The 21774-nt window shown below is 69.6% G+C and carries 18 protein-coding genes; 5 read left to right on the top strand and 13 right to left on the bottom strand.

Going from position 1 to position 21774, the window contains the following annotated elements:
• The first annotated feature begins 118 nt into the window (after window positions 1-118).
• On the top strand, window positions 119-562 hold the full coding sequence (locus tag IPN47_14950) for a hypothetical protein (GenBank protein ID MBK9409313.1): 444 nt from the start codon (window positions 119-121) through the stop codon (window positions 560-562).
• 42 nt (window positions 563-604) lie between these two features.
• On the opposite strand, the gene IPN47_14945 is transcribed toward IPN47_14950, so the two are convergent.
• Window positions 605-1105: a paraquat-inducible protein A gene (locus tag IPN47_14945; protein ID MBK9409312.1), complete on the bottom strand. Its 501-nt coding sequence runs from the start codon at window positions 1103-1105 to the stop codon at window positions 605-607.
• 160 nt (window positions 1106-1265) lie between these two features.
• On the opposite strand from IPN47_14945, the gene katG reads away from it, so the two are divergent.
• A complete protein-coding gene (katG, locus tag IPN47_14940; protein MBK9409311.1) occupies window positions 1266-3476 on the top strand; it encodes a catalase/peroxidase HPI in 2211 nt (736 codons plus the stop codon).
• An 82-nt stretch (window positions 3477-3558) separates the two neighbouring features.
• On the opposite strand, the gene IPN47_14935 is transcribed toward katG, so the two are convergent.
• Both IPN47_14935 and IPN47_14930 read right to left on the bottom strand, forming a co-directional pair.
• On the bottom strand, window positions 3559-3807 hold the full coding sequence (locus IPN47_14935; protein ID MBK9409310.1) for a hypothetical protein: 249 nt from the start codon (window positions 3805-3807) through the stop codon (window positions 3559-3561).
• 596 nt (window positions 3808-4403) lie between these two features.
• Complete coding sequence (locus IPN47_14930; GenBank protein ID MBK9409309.1) at window positions 4404-5294, bottom strand: dienelactone hydrolase family protein; 891 nt, start codon at window positions 5292-5294, stop codon at window positions 4404-4406.
• A 194-nt stretch (window positions 5295-5488) separates the two neighbouring features.
• Here IPN47_14930 and IPN47_14925 point away from each other — a divergent pair, with 194 nt between their 5' ends.
• Entirely contained in the window at window positions 5489-5962 is a 474-nt protein-coding gene (locus IPN47_14925; protein MBK9409308.1) for a hypothetical protein, read from the top strand.
• Between the two features lie 65 nt (window positions 5963-6027).
• On the opposite strand, the gene IPN47_14920 is transcribed toward IPN47_14925, so the two are convergent.
• The 8 genes from IPN47_14920 to IPN47_14885 form a co-directional block, all read right to left on the bottom strand.
• Window positions 6028-7581 (bottom strand): beta-lactamase family protein, encoded by a 1554-nt coding sequence (locus tag IPN47_14920; protein ID MBK9409307.1) that lies wholly within the window; start codon window positions 7579-7581, stop codon window positions 6028-6030.
• A gap of 136 nt (window positions 7582-7717) precedes the next feature.
• Window positions 7718-8110, bottom strand: a complete 393-nt coding sequence (locus IPN47_14915; protein MBK9409306.1) for a biopolymer transporter ExbD — start codon at window positions 8108-8110, stop codon at window positions 7718-7720.
• Between the two features lie 133 nt (window positions 8111-8243).
• Entirely contained in the window at window positions 8244-8528 is a 285-nt protein-coding gene (locus tag IPN47_14910; protein MBK9409305.1) for a hypothetical protein, read from the bottom strand.
• Window positions 8529-8703: 175 nt separating this feature from the next.
• Entirely contained in the window at window positions 8704-9231 is a 528-nt protein-coding gene (locus IPN47_14905) for a hypothetical protein (protein MBK9409304.1), read from the bottom strand.
• 81 nt (window positions 9232-9312) lie between these two features.
• Window positions 9313-10635: a hypothetical protein gene (locus IPN47_14900; protein ID MBK9409303.1), complete on the bottom strand. Its 1323-nt coding sequence runs from the start codon at window positions 10633-10635 to the stop codon at window positions 9313-9315.
• Between the two features lie 306 nt (window positions 10636-10941).
• Window positions 10942-11439 carry a hypothetical protein gene (locus IPN47_14895; protein ID MBK9409302.1) on the bottom strand — a complete coding sequence of 166 codons (498 nt, stop codon included), beginning with the start codon at window positions 11437-11439 and terminating at the stop codon, window positions 10942-10944.
• Between the two features lie 74 nt (window positions 11440-11513).
• Entirely contained in the window at window positions 11514-12104 is a 591-nt protein-coding gene (locus tag IPN47_14890) for a PadR family transcriptional regulator (protein ID MBK9409301.1), read from the bottom strand.
• 1320 nt (window positions 12105-13424) lie between these two features.
• The gene (locus tag IPN47_14885; protein MBK9409300.1) at window positions 13425-15161 is read right to left on the bottom strand and encodes a hypothetical protein; all 1737 of its coding nucleotides are present in this window, start codon (window positions 15159-15161) and stop codon (window positions 13425-13427) included.
• 280 nt (window positions 15162-15441) lie between these two features.
• On the opposite strand from IPN47_14885, the gene IPN47_14880 reads away from it, so the two are divergent.
• Window positions 15442-16527 (top strand): hypothetical protein, encoded by a 1086-nt coding sequence (locus IPN47_14880; GenBank protein ID MBK9409299.1) that lies wholly within the window; start codon window positions 15442-15444, stop codon window positions 16525-16527.
• Between the two features lie 265 nt (window positions 16528-16792).
• Window positions 16793-19588 (top strand): protein kinase, encoded by a 2796-nt coding sequence (locus IPN47_14875; GenBank protein ID MBK9409298.1) that lies wholly within the window; start codon window positions 16793-16795, stop codon window positions 19586-19588.
• Here IPN47_14875 and IPN47_14870 read toward each other — a convergent pair.
• Window positions 19585-20133 (bottom strand): sigma-70 family RNA polymerase sigma factor, encoded by a 549-nt coding sequence (locus tag IPN47_14870; GenBank protein ID MBK9409297.1) that lies wholly within the window; start codon window positions 20131-20133, stop codon window positions 19585-19587. The two genes, IPN47_14875 and IPN47_14870, sit on opposite strands and share 4 nt — an antisense overlap.
• A gap of 324 nt (window positions 20134-20457) precedes the next feature.
• Window positions 20458-21600, bottom strand: a complete 1143-nt coding sequence (locus tag IPN47_14865; GenBank protein ID MBK9409296.1) for a beta-lactamase family protein — start codon at window positions 21598-21600, stop codon at window positions 20458-20460.
• Window positions 21601-21774 lie beyond the last annotated feature (174 nt).

Genomic DNA, 21774 nt, shown 5'->3' with positions numbered 1-21774 from the left:
CGGGCGCACGTGGCGCGCGAGATGGCGGTCGCCGGCTCCCCCGATCGTCCCGACATGGTACTTTCTCTCGCCGGCGCGGTATCACTCCGCACCTGTTGACCCCTATTCGGAGTGGAGCATGCTCCTGCGTCGCGTCCTGCCGCTCGTCGTTACCACCGCGCTCGTCCTTGTCGCCGCCGACTCGGCGGGGGCACAGTCCCGCCGGGCGAGCGCCCCCGCACCGGCGTCGATGCCGACCCTGGTGGGGTTGTGGAGCGGGACCGCGACCGTGCAGCTCGGCGACAGCACCCTCGTCGTGCCGGTGAACTACACCTTCACGCAGGCCGGAGCGAACCTGGCGGGGACGGCGATGGTCCCGGGGCAAGGGGCCGGGCCGATCGGGAATGTCGTGCGCGAAGGGAAGCGCCTCCGCTTCCGTGTCACGGCCCCCGAGGGAAAGCGCCTGGAGCACGACGGGGCCTTCGTGAGCGATGACGCCATCGAAGGGATCGTGACGCTCGACAGCCTGCCGGTCGCCAAGTTCCGCATCGCCGCCAAGCGCGGCGACCCGGCGGCGAAATAGCGATTCCGCGCGACGGCCGCTCGTGACGACGGCGGTCGCCCCCTACATCGACGATGCCGGGCGCTCGATCCGCAGCGCCTGGAAGGCGGCGTTGGAGACCAGGCAGTAGGCGGCAAAGTAGTAGAAGCCCGGCCCCGCGACGGCCGACAGGTTGGCCGTCCCCTTCGCCACGAGCAGGGCGATGAGCATGCCGACCGCAAAGACGTCGGCCATCGACCACTTGCTGATGCTCTGGACCAGCGCATACAGCCGGTACGACGTCGCCGAGCCGCGCAGCGCGAAGATCGGGAGGAGCAGCGCGGCCTTGGTGATCGGGACCACGATGCTGAAGAGGACGATCAGTCCGGCGACGAAGAGGTTCCCCGACGCGTGCAACGACCGGACGGCGCCCACCACGCTGCGCGTCTCATTGGTGATCTCGCGCGAGACGCCGAACAGTTCGATCGTGGCGCGAATCGTGAGCGCCGGCTGCACCAGCCCCGGCCAGAGGAGCGCGAGCGAGAGCACGGCCAGCGCGATGGCGAGTCGGTTTCGGTTGGACATGCGGTCGACAATAGCGCGTGCGCGGGGGCGGCCACCAGTGCGCGCGTCGACGCGGCCGGGTGCGGCGCGCCGGAAACCGGACGGCCGGCGAGCCGCTTCATGATAGATTGAAGCACGACAGTACCGCTCAATCCTCAAGCCACGATCGACGAGGCCATATATGGACGGAACATCCGGCGGGAACGGCGGCAAGTGCCCGGTGATGCACCACGCACCCACGGCGGCCACCGCAGGGGGACGGTCGAACCGGGACTGGTGGCCCAATCAGCTCAACCTGGCGATTCTCCATCAGCACTCCGCCAAGTCCAATCCCCTCGGCGCCACGTTCAACTACGCAGAGGAGTTCAAGAAGCTCGACCTCGAGGCGCTCAAGCGCGATCTGTTCGAGCTGATGACGCGCTCGCAGGACTGGTGGCCGGCCGACTTCGGGCACTACGGCCCCCTCTTCATCCGCATGGCCTGGCACAGCGCCGGCACCTATCGCACGGCTGACGGCCGTGGCGGCGCCTCCTCCGGGACGCAGCGCTTCGCCCCGCTCAACAGCTGGCCCGACAACGGCAACCTCGACAAGGCCCGCCGGCTGCTCTGGCCCATCAAGCAGAAGTACGGCAACCGCCTGTCGTGGGCCGACCTCATGGTCTTCGCGGGCAACTGCGCCATCGAATCGATGGGACTCACGCCCTTCGGCTTTGCCGGCGGTCGCGCCGACGTCTGGGAGCCCGAGGAGGACATCTACTGGGGGGCCGAGGCGGAATGGCTCGGCGACAAGCGGTACTCCGGCGAACGTGAACTGGAGAATCCGCTGGCGGCCGTGCAGATGGGGCTCATCTACGTGAACCCCGAAGGGCCTAACGGCAAGCCGGACCCTCTCGCGTCGGCCAAGGATATCCGCGAGACGTTTGCGCGCATGGCGATGAACGACGAAGAGACGGTCGCGCTCACCGCCGGTGGCCACACCTTCGGCAAGATGCACGGCGCGGGTGATCCGGCTCTCGTTGGGCCCGAGCCCGAAGGGGCGCCGATCGAGGAGCAGGGACTGGGTTGGCGAAACCAGCTCGGTACCGGCAAGGGCGAACACACCACGACCTCGGGGCTCGAAGGGGCGTGGACCCCGACTCCCACCACGTGGGACAATGGCTACTTCGACACGCTTTTCGGTTGGGAGTGGGAGTGTGTGAAGAGCCCGGCCGGCGCGTGGATCTGGGAGCCGACCGACAAGGAGAAGGCGAGGGTCGTTCCCGATGCGCACCGTCCCGGGGTCAAGGTCCTCCCGGCGATGTCCACCGCCGACATGGCGATGCGCATGGACCCGATCTACGAGAAGATCTCGCGCCGCTACCACGAGCATCCGGATCAGTTGGCCGACGCCTTCGCGCGTGCGTGGTTCAAGCTCACGCATCGTGACATGGGGCCGCGCTCGCGCTACCTCGGCGCGCTCGTCCCGTCGGAAGAGCTGATCTGGCAGGATCCGATTCCGGTCGCGCACCATGCGCAGATCGACGCGCACGACATCGCGGCGCTCAAGGCCACGCTGCTCGCATCGGGGCTCTCCATCTCCCAGCTCGTCTCCACGGCGTGGGCGTCGGCTTCGACCTTCCGTGGCTCTGACAAGCGCGGTGGGGCCAACGGGGGGCGCCTTCGCCTCGCGCCGGCCAAGAACTGGGAGGTCAACCAGCCCGGCAAGCTCGCCCGCGCGCTCGAGATCCTCGAGACGATCCAGCGGGAGTTCAACAGCTCGCGGACTGACGGGAAGCAGGTGTCGATCGCCGACCTGATCGTCCTGGGCGGGTGCGCGGCCGTCGAGGCAGCGGCGCGGAAGGCCGGCGTCGACGTGACGGTGCCGTTCACGCCAGGACGCACGGACGCCACGCAGGACCATACGGACGTTGCGTCGTACGCCGTGCTCGAGCCCACGGCCGACGGCTTCCGCAACTACCTGAAGACCAACTACACCGTGTCTGCCGAGGAGTTGTTGGTGGACAAGGCGCAGCTCCTGACGCTGACGGCGCCGGAGATGACGGTCCTGGTGGGCGGCCTGCGCGTGCTGAACGCCAACCACGGGCAGTCGCGCCATGGTGTCTTCACCGACCGACCGGAGACGCTCACCAACGACTTCTTCCGGCACCTGCTCGACATGGGGACGGCGTGGAAGGCGACCTCCGATGCCGGGGACGTCTTCGAGGGGCGCGATCGCGTGACCGGCGACGTGAAGTGGACCGCCACGCGTGTCGACCTCGTCTTCGGCTCCAACTCGCAACTGCGGGCGCTGGCCGAGGTGTATGCGCAGGACGATGCGAAGGAGCGGTTCGTGCGCGACTTCGTGGCGGCGTGGGACAAGGTGATGCAGCTCGATCGCTTCGACCTGGCCTGAGTCGGGGCGCGCGGCGTCAGGAATGCACGACGGGGCGTCTCGGTGATCGAGGCGCCCCGTCAAGCGTGTGGGGCCTCGTGTGCTAGCGCGGGCCGCACTGCACGCCGATGAGGTGACGGCGCGCGCGAAAGACCGGGCGGGCGAGCGAGTCGCGCACGAGGTCGTTGGCCCCTTCGTCGAAGAGGACCTTGATCTGACCGGGGCACTCCTGCGCGGCGCGTGCGATCCACCGCGCCTCCGCGAGCGAATCGCCGCGAATGTCGAGTGGGGGGACCAACAGTGGCGAGGGGGCGCGGGCACAGGCCACGGCCGCGAGCAGCCCAACGGCCACGAGCAGGCGCGTCAGCCCCCCCCGCCCCTGCCATCGTCACGGCGCGACGATGGCGGCCTTGCCGCGTCAGCTGCAACGTCCGCCTACCCGCGGCGCGGCCGCATGGGGGCGGCGTTGCGCGTCGCCATGAGCTCGGCCTTCTCGCGGAACGAGATCGAGGCGCCGCACTGCGTGCAGCAGTAGTTCCCCGTTCGCTCCCCGTTGTCGTACTCGCGCGAGAACGTCGGGTGGTCGCAGGGGCGGTCGCCCCACGCTTGTTGAAGCGCGACGGCCTTGGATCGCTGCAGGGGGGTATCCTCGTTCGGGCGTTGGAAAGGGGAGGGGGTGCAGGAAGCTACCACACGCGGGCTTGCGAGCGGTTGCCTTGGTCGCGCCATTTGCCCGCCGAGTGCGGCCGTCGCTCTCGCGTGGAAGGGGCAGCCCCTCGCGCGGAAGAGGCACGCCCTCGTGCGGAGGAGTCGCCCGCCACCGACAGGTGAGTCACCGAGGCGAGGTGGTGGCTGAGCGCCCCGCCACGAACGCACCTGTCACGGCCGCGCCACAGGACCGCAGCACCCGGGCACCCCAGCGCCCGGGCCCTGCGGCGCGCCGGGTGCTCAGCGCACGTGCTCCCGGAAGAACGCGATCGTACGCCCCCACGCCAGCTTGGCGGCCGCTGCGTCGTAGCGCGGCGTGGTGTCGTTGTTAAAGCCGTGCTGCGTCCCCGGATAGAGGTGCCGCTCGTACTTCACGTTGGCCGCCTGCAGCGCCTTCTCGAAGTCCGGCCAGCTGGCGTTGATGCGCGGATCGGTCTCGGCTGACTGCACCATGAGCGGGGCGCGGATCTTCGCCACGTCCTCGAGGTTGGGCGCGGAGCCGTAGAACGGAACCCCGGCCGACAGGTCGGTCCCCAGGCGGGTCGCCAGGAAGTTGACCATGCCGCCGCCGTAGCAGAAGCCGACCGCGCCGATCTTCCCCGTGCACTCCGGCCGTCCCTTGAGGAAGGCCGCCGCGGCGACGAAATCCTCGCGCGTCTTGGGCTGCTCGAGCTTCGGGAACAGCTCGCGGGCCTTGTCCTCATCGCCGGGATAGCCGCCCAGCGGGAAGAGGGCATCCGGGGCGAACGCGACGAAGCCGTCCAGGGCGAGGCGTCGCGTGATGTCCTCGATGTGCGGATTGAGCCCGCGGTTCTCGTGGATCACCAGGATCCCGGGGGCTTTTCCGGTGGCGCCGGCGGGGCGCGCGATGTAGCCGCGCATCGTCCCGTACCCGTTAGGCGAGGCATACTCCAGGTACTCCTGCTCGATGCGCGCGTCCTCGGGCTTCACGACCTGCGCCTGCAGGAACTTGGGGCTCAGCTGGTCCAGCAGCATCGCCGCGGTCACCCCGCCCACCGCGAACTTGGAGGCGCGATCGAGGAAGGTGCGGCGATCGATCCCTCCGTGAACGTAGGCATCGAACAGGATGAGCAGCTCCTGGTCGAAGTCGTGCGCGGTCTTGCGTTCCATCGGTCTCTCTCCTGGAGTGGGCGCGAGTGGCTCAGGGGTCCGTTGGGGCGGCGCCAACAGTCTGCAGGCGAAGGCAGGCGCGCGCCAGCCGTGGTGGCATTGCCCCGCGGATGATCGCACGCTCACTTCCTCACATCGACAGGAGCAGGTGACGTGATGACCTGGTGCCGCAACCACCGCCTGATGAGGACACCATGAAGAGGCTGCTCCGACGCCTGCGTGGTGCCCTTGGCATGGGGCTCACCTGGGCCCTCGGCTGGGCCATCGTCGGTGGCGCCGTCATGGAGGGGATCGTGGACCCCGATGGCAGGATCCTCGACATGTGGCCGCAGACGCTGGCGATCCCCGGCTTCCTTTGCGGCGTGGTCTTCGCCTTCCTTCTTTGGATCGCCGAAGGACGTCGCCGATTCGACGAACTGTCGCTCCCGCGCTTTGGTCTGTGGGGGGCGGCGGTCGGGGCCCTGCTCGGGCTGGTCGCGCTCGGTTTGGGAGCGGCGAGCGGCGTCCTTCCGCTGTGGCTGCGGGCCACGGTCATCCTTGGCCCCGTCACCGTGTTGAGCGCCGTTTCGGCCGCCGGCTCGCTCGCGCTTGCCAGGAAGGCGGCGTCGCGCGAATCGATCGACGCCGCTCCAACGGGGAGCGACGCCGGGATCACCGACGGCCAGTAAGTCGACGTCAGGGTGCACGGCCCTGGGACCCTGGCCGCGAACGACATGCCAGGCGTCACCCGCGCTCACCGCTTCCGCCGCAACTCCACGTAGGAAGCGATCGAGTAGTAGACCGGGGTGTCCGGCGTCTGCGCGCTGGCCTGGCCGCGCAGCGTGCCATCCGCCAGCCGCAACTCGAGCTGGACGTAGTGCGGCGTCCAGTTCGCGTCCGGCGTGGGGATCGTCCCCGTGAAGACCGCCTCGAGCACGGGGGATCGCCACGAGATGAAGTTGAGCAGCGTCTCGAGCTGCATGTCGGGCGACGGCTCCTCGCCCGGGATCGGCTCGGGGCCGATGCGCACCTTGACGTCGCCGTCCTGTTCCACCGTCAGGCGCATCGGGAGCGTCTTCTGCCAGGTGCGCAGCGTCCCCTCCCACGTCCCCACCAGCTCAGGCCCCGGCGCGAACTTGCCGGGTGCGTCGGGGGCGGGAGCCGGCGCGGCCGACCGCTCGGCCGTGAGCGCCGCTGCATAACGAGGGACGAGCGCGGCCGCGATCTGTTGCGCCACCGTACGCGGATTGCCGCCCCCGTTGGTCAGCACGGTGATCGCCAGCTGCTCGGTCGGGTAGAGATGCAGCACGGTCGCGACCCCCGGCATGCCACCGGAATGCTCGACCAGCGGCAACCCGTGGTCGTTCGTGTGACGGAACCACCCAAGTCCGTACGACACCGTCGAGTCGCCGAAGACGGCCGGCGACGCCGGACGCTGCATGGCGTCGATCGTCGAGTCGGGCAGGATCGCCCGTTGGTCGGCAAGGTGCGCCTTGAGGTGGAACATCCCGAAGCGCACGAGGTCGTGCGCGCTCGAGTAGACCGCCGATCCCCCCGGATGGTCGAACGTGTAGAAGGGCACCACCTTCCCGCCCCACGCATAGCGCTCGGCCGCATACGGTTCCAGTCCCGGCCCGATGTCGATCGAGGTGTGCGTCATGCCTAACGGGAGGAAGACCTCCTGCCGCATGAAGTCGCGATACGACTGCCCTGAGGTGCGTGTGATGAGGTAGTCGACGATCCCGTACCCCAGGTTGGAGTACCGGAACGTCTCACCCGGCGGCGAAACCAGGATCCCGTAGCGCGCGATCGTCTCGTCCATCGTGGGCGGATGTCGAGACTCGTTGGCGTAGAAGAACTGGTAGTGCAGCGGGAGTCCCGCGGTGTGCGACAGCACGCGCCGCACCGTCGCCCCCGACGCGTCGCCGGCCAACCCGGTGAGCTTTCCGGCCCCCAGATAATCGTTGGCGGGGCGATCGAGGGCGATGGCGCCGCGCTGCGCGAGCACCATGAGCCCCGTCGACGTGATCGGCTTCGAGATCGACGCCAGCGAGAACATCGTGTGCTCGTCGGCCCTTATCCGCTTCTCTCGGTTGGCCCACCCGAATCCCTCCTCCCAGATGATCTTGCCGCCCCTGGCCACGGCGACCGACATGCCCGCTCCTCCCACCCGGAGGAGTTGCGCCTGGATGGAATCGCGAATCGGCTGCCAGCGGTCCGGCGCCTGCGCCTGCAGTGACGATGGACGTGTCGCCGAGGACGCGAGGGCGAGTACCAGGATCGCGGAGCGCATGGCAGGGAGCGTCATGAGTGGGGTGACACGGGGTGACTCGGGAGGGACGTGGTCGCGGCGACTCGTGCCGCGCCACGTGACCTACAAGACCCTCTGACAGCGCAAAGCACAAGGACGTTTGCGCGCGCGCCCCGGCGATAGCGATGCGCTGTCAGGGGCGCCCGGGAACGACCCCCGTGACGCGCACGCCGGCGCCGCGCGCGACATCGAAGGCGTACACGACCTCCTGATAGCGCACCCTCGGCGCCCCCTTCACGAAGAGGATCTTCTCGGGCCGGTCGCGGAAGGCGCGCGTCAGCTCCGCACCGAGGCGCGACGCGTCGATGACGGTCCCGTTGAGCGCATAACGAGGACCGGGGTCGACCGTGAGCACGATCGACGGGCCGGATGCGCCCCCGGACGACTGTTGCGGCAGCTGCAAGTCGAGCGCGCGCCGCTGTGACGCGGAGGCGATCATGAAGATGATGAGGAGGACGAGCAGGACGTCGATCATGGGGACGACGTTCGGTTCGCGCGTGAGGCGAGGGAGCGGGGCGGTGGTCATGGGGCCTCCAGGTGTCGGGTGAGGTCACCATGACGCCCTCGGATGAGCGAAGCCTTACGACAACATTGCGTGACGATGAAGGGTGCGTGACAAACGCCTTAGCCGGTAAGCGAAGGGCGCTCCCCTCGCACCATCAGCGTGTCGGCGCCGGCCAGCAACCCGAAGCCGAGCAGGGGGCCAGCGCCGCGTCAATCGCCATCAACCGCCGGCCCGTCAAGCCGCCGAACGCAAGCGCCGCTCCCAGCACGCCGACGCCAGCGAGCAGCGAATGTCCCCACGCCATCGCGACCGAGAGCATCACCGACACCCCCTGCACCATCCAGACGGTGCGCGTCACGTCGGCGATCCAGCGTACGAAGGCCCCGGCCACAATCGCCGGTAACGTGCCAAGGATCAGGGGGGCCGCAGGGGAGCGCATGACGACGCGACGGAGGAGAACGGAGACATGACCGGAAGCACGCGGCAGCCTGGGGGCTGCGGCCCGTTAGGCGGACCGGCCGCCGCCGGCGGGCGCGGGGCAGGCCGAGAGCGAACGGGGGTTCGCCCGGAGCAGGTCAGGGCTGACCAGGAACTGGCGTGCAGCTGGCGTGCTGCTACCGGGGATCAGCGCTGCACACCGCGTCGTCCGGTTTGGTCATGCAGCTGCGCGGCCAGGTGGGGACGCGCAACGCGTACAGCGACTCGCCGCTGAACCCGCGACAGGCGGCATCGCCCAGGCGACGCCCCGCGTTGGGGAGAAGCGATCGTCCCTCGGGAAACGCACACGCCCCCTCCACGGCACCGCCCGCATCGCGCACGTCGTGCGCGACAGCGCGCGCGAGCTGGCCCCGCTCGAAGTAGAGCGTTGCAAGGCGCGGCGTGCGATCGGTATCGGCGATCCAGAGCAGCTTGCACCCGGTGTATCGATCGGTGAGCGCATCGTTGCGCGGAAAGACGATCACGAAGCCGCCCGGCGTGGCCGATATCCCCGCCGCGTCGGGCGGCGAAGACACTCGGCAGTTGGGCGCGTCGGCGGGGACCAGCGAGTCGCCCCGTGCCTGCGCTTGCAGCGCCGCCGGCACCGCCGTGCACAGCAACACCACGGCGAGCCTCACTCGTACCGTCTCACGAAGTCCGCGCATCAGGAATCCAGGGTCAGGGTGAAGGCGGCCGCGCGGGCGCCCAGCATCGGCCAGGGCCGTCGACCGTGCGTGCGATGTCGTCTACCGATTGTACTCGGAGATCCAATGGAACTGCCGCTCCGCCAGCTGAAAATGCCGGGGGACGCGTACCAGCTCGGCATGCACTGAATCGCCGCGGATCATCGTGTGCAACGCCACGGTCATCGAATCGCGGACGTCGTATCGCATGCGGAACATGAAGGTGCTGTCGCCCGGAATCGTCGACGTCTTCCAGACGCTCGCCACCTTCGCCGCGGTGTCGGTCGCGTAGCGAAAGTACCCGCGCCGGTATCGCTGCCAGAAGACCGGATCGCGCGTCCCGACGCTCCCGGCCGAGCTGTTGTCGAAGATCACGTCGTTCCAGCGCAGCGAGTCGCCCATCGTGTACGGCACCTCGGTACCGTTCACCACGAAGCGACGCACCTGGTACACGCCGACCGCGAAGGGGCCCGTGGGCTGCGCCCCTGCGGCGGCCTGGTAGCGCGTCCAACCGTTCCACAGCGGGAGGATCAGGATCTGGACGACGATCACCGCCTTCACCGCGCGCGCCCCCCAACGCTGCCAGCGGTGCGTGAACGGCAGGTCGTACGCCACCGTGGCTGCTGTCGGGCGATTGAAGACGAAGAAGTCGAGCAGTCGTGGCGCGTCGAGCGCGAGCAGGAACAGGCAGGCCAACAGCAGGTGGCTGGCGAACAGCTTGACCGGCACGTCGTACGACAGGTTGATCATCACGACGTTGAGGAATGCCCCCGTGGCGGCGAGCAGCCCGGCGGTGACGGTGCGCCGATACAGCAGTAGCACCCCGGCCACCGTCTCGGCGACACCGGAAAAGAACTGGTACTTGAACGAATAGCCGATGAACATCCAGCTGAAGCGCATCGGGAGGAAGTCGCCGAGCGGGGTGGCAAGCTGGCTGAGCGTGGGGAAGAGCATCTGCAGGCCGAACAGCTTGATGATCCCGTAGCTCAGCGCGAAGGTGGCGATGTAGTAGCGCACGACCAGGCGCAGCCACCACGCGAGCCGCTCATGGTGCGGACGGCGCCGGTCGATCACGCTCCACACGAGCGTTGCCGCAGCGGCGACCACCAGGTACAGCTGCAACTCCGCCCACGCCCACGACGTGTCGCCGCTGCCATTCACCGCCACCAACGGATCGGCGACGTGGAAGAGCGCGCGATTGGCGGCCACGACCGCGGCGTCGACCCCGCGGGACCAGAGGTTGCCTAACGCTTCGACCCCCGGCACGATCGCGAACCAGTTCCACGGCGTGATCTGGAGGAGCAGATACACGAAGAAGAAGCGCAGCAGCACGCGCTGCCAGAGCGGCCACGAAGGGCCAGTCGCCGTGCTCGGCGCTGCCTCGATCGCCGCGTCGCCGGTCGACGTGGGTACGGTCATGGTGGACGGATGAGAAGGGAGACGCGCGGGCCATGCGGCGGACGAGGCGGGGTGACGAGCCAGCCGTCATCGCACCGTCACGGCACCGCCCTGGTACAGAAAGACCCGGCTAAACTACGTGCCCGACCGGTTCGCGGCGCCCCGCTTTCGCACGCTTCCACACCAGTCGAGTGGCCGGCCAGCCGTCACCCCCTGCGCCGGCCCTCTCCACCGTCACCCACTGCGATGCCCACGGGTGGGAGCCCGTGCACTCCCGCTCGCGCGAGGCCTCGCTCACTGGCCGACGACGCCCCGCACCAGCTTCACCACCATGGCGTCGGCGTTGCGCCTGGCGGACGCCGAATCGCTGGCCTGCGTGCGCACCGTGAGCAGGTCACCATCGCGGAGCACGACGGTCGTGTGCGCGAACTGCGCGCCCATGCGATAGCTGCTCATCCATCCGACGGCGGGCTCCACCTGCAGTCGCTCGATCCGGCACGACGCCTCGCGCGCTCGGCACGCCGTTTCGAGCTGAGACACCGTCGTCGTCCCCGCACGGAAGCGCCCCTCGGTCCCGTCGTCCTGTCGGCCGAGCTGCACGTCGATCGTCGGGCTGCCGATGCAGTCGGGACACATCATCGTCAGGCGCGTCGGCTCGACGCGCGCGATGTAGCCCATGCCGAGCGCCGTGGTGGGGTCGAACGGGGCCTTGGTGAGGTCGTGAATGGCGAAGCCGGTCGCCGACGGCCAGACGGCAGCCAGCAACAGCGAGCGGAGCGTGAGGCGCGCCATGTCGAATGTCCGTGCGCAAGAAGTGGACGTGACGTCGGGCGACGCCACACGCGTCGCCCGTGCTCGACAGCAAACTACGGCTGCAACTGCTCCGCCAGTTCCTCGAACAGCGCCCCCGCTGTGAGCGCCCCGGCCACCTGCATGCCCAGCAGTGCGCGCAGCCAATCGCGCTGCGCCGCGACCGTCCGGACGCCGTTGGTCAACGTGATCAGCGGCCCCAGCAGCTCCGACTCGTCGCTCGTGTTCGGCTCGGCCCGGATGCTCGCGACTATCCCGCGAAAGGTCTCCAACTCGGCTTCGACGCTGGCGAGTTCCTCCTCGAGCAGCTGGCGAAGCGCTTCCGGTGCCAGCCGTTTGGCGAAGAAGAGCTTGATGAGCAGCGGCTCTCGACGCACGACCGCCGGGGCCGGTGCGGCAAGCCACGCGTCGAGCGCCGCGAGGCCGGCCGGCGTGGCGTGGTACACCTTGCGATCGGGGCGGGTCTGCTGTGCCACGCGCTCATGCGTCACCAACCCCTCGTCCGACAGGTCGTTGAGCGCGCGATAGATCCCCGCCTGATCGGCGGACCAGAAGTGTCGGATCGAGTTATCGAAGTACCGCTTCAGGTCGTAGCCCGTGAGCGGCCGAAGCGAGAGAAAGCCGAGAATCGCGTGGCGCAGCGACATGTCGGTCAGGGGAGGGAGTTGACGGCACGACCCGAGCGCCGATAACATAGGCTCAGCGGAATATATGTGTACGCATATATCAATCTCGAGCTCCGGGTCATGCGAATCGGCCGTTCAGTTGTCGGTGCCGCTCTCTTCTCGTCTCTGGCCATCATCGCTGGATGCCGTTCGTCGAGTGTGGCAGTGACGCACCCCACGATCAGGAGCACGGACGGCATCGGGCTCGCGGCCGATCTCATCCTTCCGAGCGGCGTCCCGGCGACGGGGGTGCCGACCGTCCTGATCCAGACGCGGTACTGGCGCAGCTTTCGCCTGATTGGCGGCGGAGGCGGTGGCCGCATTCCGCAGGGGCCGCGCGACGGGATCGTCGCTCGCCTGCACGCCGCCGGCTACGCCGTTGTCGTGACCGACGTACGCGGGACGGGAGCGTCGGAAGGGGAGTGGCCGTGGCCGTGGTCGGCAGGCGAAGTGGGGGACATGGGGGCGATCATCGACTGGATCGTCGCGCAACCGTGGTCCAACGGCGCCGTGGGAGCGACCGGGGTGTCGTACGAGGGGACCACCGCATTGCTCGCCGCGGCGGCGGGACGCCCGGCGCTCAAGGCGGTCCTCGCCAGGCAGATCGAATGGGAGCTGGTCGACGAGACGCTGGCCCCGGGGGGCGTGCGCAACATCGCGTTTGTCGATGTGTGGAGCCGCGCCGTGCACGATCTCGATCACGGCACCTATCCCGAGATGTTTCCGTCGTTCGCCCGGTGGGTCACCCGTGGTGTGCAGCGACGCGACGACGATCGTGACGGGGTGGCGCTGCGTGCGCTCCAGGCGGCGCGCCCCGCCTCGAGCGTGGCGCAGCGTGCCGCGGCGGTCCGTCAGGCGCACGATCGTTTTGGCCCGGACGGACCGCCGACCGACTCGCTCGGCCCGGCGGGACATGTCAGCGCCCTGGCCACCACCTCTGCGGTCGTCGGCATCTGGGGGAGCTGGTGGGACGGCGCCACTGCCGACGCGGTCTTTCGCGCGACGCGTGCCATGCCGATTCTCGAAGCGCGCATCGGCCCGTGGGACCACGAAGGCACCGCGAACGCCAGCCCGCTGCGGCGGGGCGCCAGCGAGACGCCGACGGTCTCGCTCGACTCGGTGGTTGCCTTCTTCTCGCGACACCTCTCCCCATCGGCGGCAAACGGCGAACCGCGTGGTCGGCCGGCACCAACGTACGCGTGGTTCGTCGCCGGGACCGAGCGGTGGCAGCGCGCGACGGCGTGGCCCACCACGCAGGAGCGAGCGTGGACGGTCGCCGGGAACCGCCTGAATGACAACATGTCAGAAGGCGACACGAGCCTGCGCATCGGCGACGCGATGATGCCCCTGGTGGTGAACTACGACGCGACCACCGGACGGTTGAATCGATGGACCTCGGGACTCGCGCGCCCCGTCGATGCCCCCGATCGCGCGCGTGCCGTGGGGCTGCGTTCGTGGACCTCGGCGACTCTGGCTACGCCGCTTCGCGTCTTCGGGGCCGGCCGGTTCACCTGCCGCCTTTCGGCCGACGCACCGGATGCCGCGCTGCACGTCTACGTTGAATCCATCGACCCGGGCGGTCACGTCCGATTGCTGACCGAAGGGACGCAGCGGCTGCAACACGCCGTGGAGTCGCTCGACGTCGAGGTACGCATTCGCCCCGTGGCCTTCGAGCTTCCGGCTGGTTGGGCCCTCCGCTTCTCGATCGCGGGCGCCGACGCCTCGACGTTCGAGCGCGTGCCGGCGGCCGGGGGACAGCGCCTCGTGCTGGATGGGCGGCAGTGTCAGCTCGTGCTGCCGGTGCTGTCGCCGGCGTAGTGCCGAGCGTGCGCACGCGGTTGCTCGAGCGCCCAGCCACCCCCGACGGGCATATCGCTTGGCCGACTTCCTCACCAGGGTCGCCTCAGGAAAGCCCGCCCCCTCACTCTTCAGCAGCGTGCTCGTCTCCCCCTTGAGGTACTGGTCGAAGAAGGCGACGGTGTACGCGGTGATGATCTCGTGCGCACGCCGGGGCGCGAGCGCCGTCGAGTCCTGCGGAAAGAAGAGGGTGAGGTCCGAGAAGTGGCCGTGCGCGGTGCCGGCGATCCGAAGGTCGTAGACGTCATGCGTGGATGTGCTACGGAACTTCTCGTCCCATCCTTCCACCGTCGCCAGCAACTCCGCGAGGATCCCGTGCTGGCTCTCCGGCACGGTCTTCCGCGGGTCGTCGGTGCTGTGCACCAGCATGACCGGACGAGCGCTCCCTTTCACGCGCCCCAGCCCGAAGAGCTGTCCGTCCTGGTCGATCGCCGCCTTGATGCGCGCGTCGCGCACCAGGAGGTCGACCGATGTCGCGCCGCCGAACGACCAGCCAAACGCGCCGATGCGCCCGAGATCGAGTCGCCCCCTGAGCGGCGAGGCTGCATCGCGCTGTAGCGCGCCGATCCGGTCGAGCACGAACTGTGCGTCGGCCACCCAGATGGGGAAGAGCACACGCTCGAGGTAGTCCCAGCTGGCGAGGGCGTCGCCCCGCACGTCGGTGTTGGACGGCTCGGGGAAGCCGAGGGTATCGCCCTTGAAGTGATATCCGTTGGCCAGTGCGCTGCTCTGGTTGAAACCAAGGTGGTCCGCGCTCACCACGATGTACCCCAGGCTCGCCAGCTGCTCGACCTGGAAGGTGGCGGTGAAGCGGTTCCATCCTCCGCCAGGGTTGTAGAGCAGCACCGGATACCGGGTGTTGCCCGCAGCGATCGGGGCCCCCGACACCGCGTGCGTCGTCACGTGCAACACCTCGGCGAAGGGCGACGGCGAGCCGAACTCCTCTGGACGCTGGACGTAGCGGGCCGGGGCCTGTCCCGTCGCTGCGGCGGGGTACCAGATGCGGACCGGGACGTGGCGCTTGTCGTTAGGCGTCTTGGTGAGCGTCTCGGCGCGCGAGGAGTCGACCCACACGGTGTCGAGCGTCCCCACCGCGTACGGCCCGGTGGGCCTGGGGAACGCCTCGGCCGGGATGGTGCGTCCCTGCGCGTGCAGGGCGAGGGGAGTGACACCCAGCATCATCAGTACGGCCAACCGCCACGTTGCGCCTGTCATTGCCTATGCCATGCGAGGGGACGAGTCATCGGGCGTGCGTCGGGCGGTGACGTTGCGGCCGATCGCTCGAGGGCGCAAGCGCGCTCGCATCGCACCATCGGCCTCGCGCGCTCGCCTCGTCGCCCCTGCCGAGGGGGCGGACGATCGCATACGCACGATCCGACGGCGGGCGTGGCCGCTTCTTGGGCCGAATTGCGCCTCTCCCCGTGTGGGCGCACGTCGCGCCGCCAACCTTGGAGAGGAGACCATGCACTTCCGTACCCTGCTCGTTCGCGTCGCCGCCCTTGCGGCGGTCGCCACGCTCGCCGCCTGCTCGGATGAGGCGACCACGGCCCCACGCCAGGCCGCCGGCGAGAACCCGATCGACGCCAGCATCGACGTGACCGCCGACTCGGACGCCTCCATGGAGCGGCGTGGGTGGTTCCCGACCATTCCCCAGACCGAGGCGATTCGCGCGCGGGAGGCGTTGCGCCTGGGCGGGCCGACGCAGTTCGGCGACGTCTCCTCGGCGGCCCAGACCTACCCGATCCTCTATCACGGCGGCCCGATCATGCACAGCGCCAACAAGGTCGTGGCGATCTACTGGGGGCCCAACACCATCTACACGAACGGCCCCACCCCCGGGACGGTCGGGAGCGGAAACAATGACTACTCGCTCCTCGGCTACTTCATGCGCAACATCGGGCAGACCCCGTACTGGAAGATCAACCAGGACTATACCGATGCGCAGGGCCGCGGCGTGCCTAACGCACTCTACTACACCCGCTTCTGGGCCAATGCCAGCAATCCCGGGACGGCCCCGAGCGACGCGGCGATCCGCAACATGATCAAGTCGGGATTCTGGTCGAAGTACGCCCCCGACGTGAGCACGATCTACACCGTCTTTACGGGGCCAGGGGTGAATCTCGGTGGCAAGTTCGGCGTGACGGATGGCTACTGCGCCTATCACAGCAAGTTCTCGTACATCTACGGCGGCTTCAACTACGTCATCAAGTACGCCGTGATGCCGTATGCGGCCTCGAAGGCGATCTGCACTGCCAACCTGATTGAAAACAAGAGCCCCAACGACAACCTGGGGGTGGACGCGGAGGTGTCGGCGCTGGCGCACGAGCTGGTGGAAACGGTCACCGATCCGCAGTTCAATGCGTGGTACGACGCCCAGTCGCCGGGACAGGAAAACGCCGACAAGTGTGCCTGGAAGTTCGGGTCCACGTACACGACGCCTAACGGTGCCAAGGCCAACATCAAGGTCGGCGTGAAGCACTTCCTCGTGCAGCAGAACTGGAAGATCGGGTCCAGCCGGTTGTCCCAGATCGGCTGCGCGATGAACTAGGCGGTCGCACGGGCATCGCGACCGGCCGTCACCATTGCAGGTGGCGGTCGGTCGTGCGCCCGGCCGACGTGCCGACGCACGTCACACCCCTCCCACCCTCCGGCTGGTCGACGTGGCGGCGTCCCGATTCGCGCGCCCGCTCGCCCTCCCGCCGCCGCCGGGCGCCGTGCATCTTCGCTCGCCGCACGCGGTCGCTGTCCCCGGGTCCCTCCTCCATGCGTCCCGGGGGCAGGCGTTCCCCGACTCCGCCCCTTCCTCCGCCGAGATGCGTTCGCCCACCAAGGATGAGTGGATCACCCTCGAGCCCGTGCTCGAGGCGGCGCTCGACCTCCCGCGCGAGGCGGCGCGCGCCATGGTCGCCCAGGCCTGCGGCGACGATCGCGGGCTGGCGCAGTGGGCCGAGCGCTTCCTCGACGGCGCCATCGATGACTTCCCGGTCGCGCTCTCGCCCGAGGTGGTCGCTGGCGCCATGGCGCACAGCGAGTCCACGACGCATGGGGACGGGGAGCGCATCGGCCCGTATCACCTGGTGCGACAGATCGGCGAGGGGGGGATGGGCGCCGTGTACCTGGCGGAACGGGCCGACGGGCAGTTCGAACAACGCGTGGCCCTCAAGATGGGGCATCGTGCGCGCGGCGATCACGAGGGGCGCGAGCGCTTCCTGCGCGAGCGCCAGATCCTCGCGCGGCTCGAACACCCCAACATCTCGAGGCTCATCGACGGCGGGATCAGCGACGACGGGCAACCGTGGTTCGCGATGGAGTACGTCGAGGGAGAACCGCTCGACAGCTGGTGTGATCGTCGAAAGCTGGGTATCGAGGCACGCCTGTCGCTCCTGCTCTCCGTCTGTGATGCGGTGCAGGCCGCGCACCAGCGCCTGGTGATCCATCGCGACCTCAAGCCGTCGAACATCCTGGTGACGGCGGATGGGCAGGTGAAGCTGCTCGACTTCGGGATCGCCAAGCTGCTGGAGGACAGCGACGCCGGGTTGACGCAGGCCGGGGTGCGCGCCTTCACCCCCGAGTATGCAGCCCCCGAGCAGTGGCGCGACGAGCCGGTGACCACGGGGAGCGACGCCTACTCGTTAGGTGTGGTGCTCTACCAGCTCCTCACCGGGGTCCTCCCGCACCAGCTGCGATCGCACCCTACCGCGCAGTGGCCCGCCATCGTGCTGCAGCGCCCCGTGGCCCTCCCCTCGCACGTGGTCGACGCGCCGGCGGCCGCGGCACGGGGGACGAGCCTGGAGCGCCTGCGCCGCACCCTGCGCGAGGACCTCGACACCATCGTCCAGACCGCACTCCGGGTGGAGCCGGAGCGGCGCTACCGCACGGTCGACCAGTTCGCCGCCGACCTGCGGCGTCACCTCGCCGGGCATCCGATTGCCGCCCGCGCCGACACGTGGCGATATCGCACGCGCAAGTTTGTCGCGCGCAATCGTGTCGGCGTCGGTGCCGGTGCGGTCGTGGCGCTCGCCCTGCTGGCGGGAAGCGCCGGCATCGCCTGGCAGGCGCGGCGTGCCGGCCGCGAGGCGGCGCGCGCCATCGCGGCGCGGCAGTTCCTCGCCGACGTCTTCCGCGAGTCCGACCCGGCCAAGGCGCGCGGGGACTCGCTCACCGCCGGCGAGATGCTCGACCGCGCCACCCGGCGCCTCGACGCAACCTTCGCCTCGCAGCCCGCGCTCAAGCTCGACCTGATGCTCACGTTAGGCGAGATCTACCGCAACCTCGGACGCATCGCCTCGGCCGACTCGATCCTCGTGCGCGCGCTGCGCCTGGCCGACAGCGTCGACGTCGACCCCGAGCGGGCGCGGGCCACCACCGCCATGCAGCTGGCGAGCGTGCGCCTCAATGCAGGCAAGCTCGCCTCCGCCGACTCGCTCGCGCAGGCCGCCATCACCCGCTATCGCCGGGTCGGTGTCGGCGACACCACGCTGTCCGAGGCCTACCACATCCTCGGCGCCATCCTGCGCCAGCGCTCGGAGCTCCGCGAGGCCGAGACCGCCTACCGCACGTCGATCACACTCGCCACGCGGGCCCAGGTCGACCCGTTGCGCCTGTCGTCACACTGGAACGACCTCGGCGTCACCCTCCTCGACGGCGGGCGCTACCTCGCGGCCGACAGCGCGTTCCGGCGCGCCCTCGCACTGGAAGGGGGGCGCGTCCCCGCCAACGACCCGTCACATGCGCTGACGCTCATGAACCATGCCTTGTCGCTCGACTACCTCGGCGAGAAGGACAGCGTGGCCCTCATCGAGGAGGAGGTCCTGCGCATCCAGCGCCTCAACTACCCCGACGGGCACGAGCGCGTGGCCGAGGCGCTCAACAACCTGGCCTTCGCACGCATGGACCGCGGGGAGTTTGCTGCGGCCGATGCGCTCTTCCGTGAAGCCGTCACGATGCTCGAGCGGCGCTACGGTCACGACGGGCTCGGGGTCCTCATCTGCCGCAACAACGTTGCGCGCGCCGAGCTCCTGGCTGGGCACCCGGTCGAGGCCGAGGCGAAATTCCGCGCCGTCCTCGCCGACGCGCGTCGCGTGCTGGGGGAGAAACACGGCTTTGTGTCACAACCGGTCCACTGGATGGGACGCGCCCTCCTGGCCCAGGGTCGGGGGCGCGAGGCCCGCCAGCTCCTCGACTCGGCGCTGCACATGGCGCAACGCACGCTCCCGCCGGCGCATCCACGCTTTGGCGAAGTGCATACCGCCATCGGCGCTGCGGCGATGGCGACGGGCGAGACGGCCGTGGCGGCGGGCGCCTTGCAGCAGGCGATCGATCATCACGTGGCGAGCGGTGGCGCCGCGTCGCTCGAGGCAATGGAGCCGATCCTCCTCCTCGCGCGCCTGCGCGCGCAGGAAGGCCATCGTGCGGTCGCCGAGTCACTCTACGTGCGGGCGCTGGCGACGCTCGAGGGGCATGGCTGGCTGGCGTGGCGCAGCCAGCCGGCGCGCGCCGAGTACGAGCAGTGGCGCGTGCGTTGGGGGGCGGCGGCGCGCGGGACCAGCGGCGCGGGGAGACCCGCGGGCGCACCGCAGGATCCGCCCGTCAGGCGCACCGGGCGCTAGCCGCCGAGTTCCGCCGCCAGCCAGCCGCGCGCCTTGAGCCAGTCGCGCCGCACCGTGCGCTCCGAGGTGCCTAACGCCAGCGCCGTCTCCTCCTCCGTCAACCCGCCGAAGAATCGGCATTCCACCACCTGCACCAGGCGTGGGGCGATCTCGGCCAGCCGCTGCAGTGCCTCCTCCAGCTCCAGGATCCGGTCGGTCTGATCGGCCGCTACCGCGAGGGCGTCGTCGAGCGTGACCGCCCGTCCCCCCCCGCCGCGCTTGTCGGCCTTGCGGGAGCGCGCGTAGTCCAGCAACACGCGCCGCATCGCCACCGAGGCCGCGGCGAGGAAGCGGGCGCGGTTCTCGTCGGGGACGTCGCGCACGTGCACGAGACGGAGATAGGCCTCGTGTACCAGCGCCGTGGTCGAGAGCGTGTGCCCGGCTTGCTCGCCGCGCAGGTGACGCCGCGCGATGCGCCGCAGCTCGTCGTACACCAGCGGAACGAGCTGCTCGACGACGGGGGCGCGTGCGTCCCCCGAGAGGACGAGCGAGGTGACGTCCTGCACGGTCCGGGCGGGAGTGGAAGGAATTGAGACGCTGCGTTGTTACGACCGGCCCGACCGCCCCGCAAGTGGGGAAGCCCCGGCTTTCGCGATTCTCTTGCCAGACGACCGACCCGCGCGCTGGTCATGCATGGCGAGTGTTCAAGCGGCTGGACGCCTCCGTCAGGGCGCCTGCTGCCGGCCCCTCGCGCGCGGCGTGCGTGACTCGCGCCTCCCGGCCGGGTGGTCCGCAGGTGCCTCCATGCGAATGCCGGGATGCGTCGTCATCACCCGACCGGGCAGCTGCAATACGCGATGGCGAGTCGCCGGCGCGCCGGCCCCGTCCCGTCAGCGAGGACTACGGCGTGCGGGGAACGCTTCGAGGAAGGCCGTCGCGTAGGGAGAACGCTCGACCGCCGCCTCGTCCAACCGCGTATTCCACTTCAGCGCGTCGCTGTTGGCCAGCAGGATCAGCGTGAGCCGCTCGGCGGGTGTCTCCCCCAGCACCTTCAGGTACAGCGCCGAGTACTGCCCATCCCACAGCCCGGTGTGCCAGGCGAGTGGTCGTCCCGCGTCGTTGCCGAGGAACCAGCCCAGCCCGTAGGGCAACGTTGCCCCTGACGGCGTGCGTGTCGACGCCCACAGGCTCGCACGCGAGGCCGGGGTGATCAGACGACCGTCCGCGAGGGCCACGTCGAAGCGCGCCAGATCGAGTGCGCTGGCGATGACTCCACCGGCCGCGCCGTCACCCTGAGGCGGCGGTGGAGCCGACGGCACCAGCCGGCCGGCCGAGTCCTGGTGATAGGGCTTCGCCAGCGCCGCCGCTAGCGCGGCAGGGAGGGGGAGCCGCCGATTTCGTCGAGCCGAGTGACGCATGCCGGCGGGGCGGAAGACGAGCGAATCGACCAGCGCTGAGAAGGCGCGCCCCGTCACCTCGGCCATCGGGCGCGACGCCCAGGAGTAGGACGGTGGGTTGTACCAGAAGCGCGTCCCGGCTGCCCCGTTGGCGGTCATCGACAGCACGTGCCGCAGCGTGAGCCGGTCGTCCTCGCACGCGTAGTCGCCGAAGAAGATCCCGCCCTCGCCGCGCGTCGCCGAGCAGAAGTCGACAAAGTCGCGGTAGCGGCGCATCGGTCGGTCGAGATCGAGCAGTCCGTCCTCCACGAGCCGGAGCGCCACGACTGCCGATATCGGCTTCGCCACCGACGCGATGTCGAACGGGGTGTCGGGAGTCACCGCGACCTGGCGCTCCACATCGGCGAAGCCGAAGCCGCGCGCGAGGATGACCGTGGTATCACGCAGGACGACCGCGGCGAGCCCCGGGATGCGCTGCGCACGTCGCAGCGAGTCAAGGCGCGAGAACAGCGCCTCGGCGGTCTCCCGGTCGCCGGGTGCAGTGGCGCGAACCGGCGCGTTGGGGCGCGAACGCGCGCACGCGACACACAGGGCGAGGGCGAGCGCAGGGGCAACAAGTCGCGGAGTGGGAGTCATGCCCGAGCCTACGTGCGTATCGACCCGCAGGTTCCACGGTGTTCCGCACACCGCGCGCGGTCGACGCAGCCGCCTCAGCAGTCGAGATGGTGGCCGCCTAAAAGGCTCCTGCGCGGCTGCTGGCGGAGCGGCCGGGGGGGGGGCGCCGCCAGCTCTTCCACGCCGGGCCGCCCG

The organism is Gemmatimonadota bacterium, assembly GCA_016719105.1.
Classification (GTDB): Bacteria; Gemmatimonadota; Gemmatimonadetes; order Gemmatimonadales; family Gemmatimonadaceae; genus SCN-70-22.
This window is presented reverse-complemented; position numbering and strand designations above follow the sequence as displayed.

What these genes read in the sequence shown, in the direction of transcription:
- IPN47_14930 (MBK9409309.1), bottom strand. Translation starts at nt 5,294, where the DNA reads ATGGAACGCAAGACCGCGCACGACTTCGACCAGGAGCTGCTCATCCTG.
- IPN47_14950 (MBK9409313.1), top strand. Translation starts at nt 119, where the DNA reads ATGCTCCTGCGTCGCGTCCTGCCGCTCGTCGTTACCACCGCGCTCGTC.
- IPN47_14915 (MBK9409306.1), bottom strand. Translation starts at nt 8,110, where the DNA reads ATGACCACCGCCCCGCTCCCTCGCCTCACGCGCGAACCGAACGTCGTC.
- IPN47_14945 (MBK9409312.1), bottom strand. Translation starts at nt 1,105, where the DNA reads ATGTCCAACCGAAACCGACTCGCCATCGCGCTGGCCGTGCTCTCGCTC.
- IPN47_14875 (MBK9409298.1), top strand. Translation starts at nt 16,793, where the DNA reads ATGCGTTCGCCCACCAAGGATGAGTGGATCACCCTCGAGCCCGTGCTC.
- IPN47_14895 (MBK9409302.1), bottom strand. Translation starts at nt 11,439, where the DNA reads ATGGCGCGCCTCACGCTCCGCTCGCTGTTGCTGGCTGCCGTCTGGCCG.
- IPN47_14890 (MBK9409301.1), bottom strand. Translation starts at nt 12,104, where the DNA reads ATGTCGCTGCGCCACGCGATTCTCGGCTTTCTCTCGCTTCGGCCGCTC.
- katG (MBK9409311.1), top strand. Translation starts at nt 1,266, where the DNA reads ATGGACGGAACATCCGGCGGGAACGGCGGCAAGTGCCCGGTGATGCAC.
- IPN47_14865 (MBK9409296.1), bottom strand. Translation starts at nt 21,600, where the DNA reads ATGACTCCCACTCCGCGACTTGTTGCCCCTGCGCTCGCCCTCGCCCTG.
- IPN47_14885 (MBK9409300.1), bottom strand. Translation starts at nt 15,161, where the DNA reads ATGATGCTGGGTGTCACTCCCCTCGCCCTGCACGCGCAGGGACGCACC.
- IPN47_14905 (MBK9409304.1), bottom strand. Translation starts at nt 9,231, where the DNA reads ATGCGCGGACTTCGTGAGACGGTACGAGTGAGGCTCGCCGTGGTGTTG.
- IPN47_14910 (MBK9409305.1), bottom strand. Translation starts at nt 8,528, where the DNA reads ATGCGCTCCCCTGCGGCCCCCCTGATCCTTGGCACGTTACCGGCGATT.
- IPN47_14925 (MBK9409308.1), top strand. Translation starts at nt 5,489, where the DNA reads ATGAAGAGGCTGCTCCGACGCCTGCGTGGTGCCCTTGGCATGGGGCTC.
- IPN47_14880 (MBK9409299.1), top strand. Translation starts at nt 15,442, where the DNA reads ATGCACTTCCGTACCCTGCTCGTTCGCGTCGCCGCCCTTGCGGCGGTC.
- IPN47_14920 (MBK9409307.1), bottom strand. Translation starts at nt 7,581, where the DNA reads ATGACGCTCCCTGCCATGCGCTCCGCGATCCTGGTACTCGCCCTCGCG.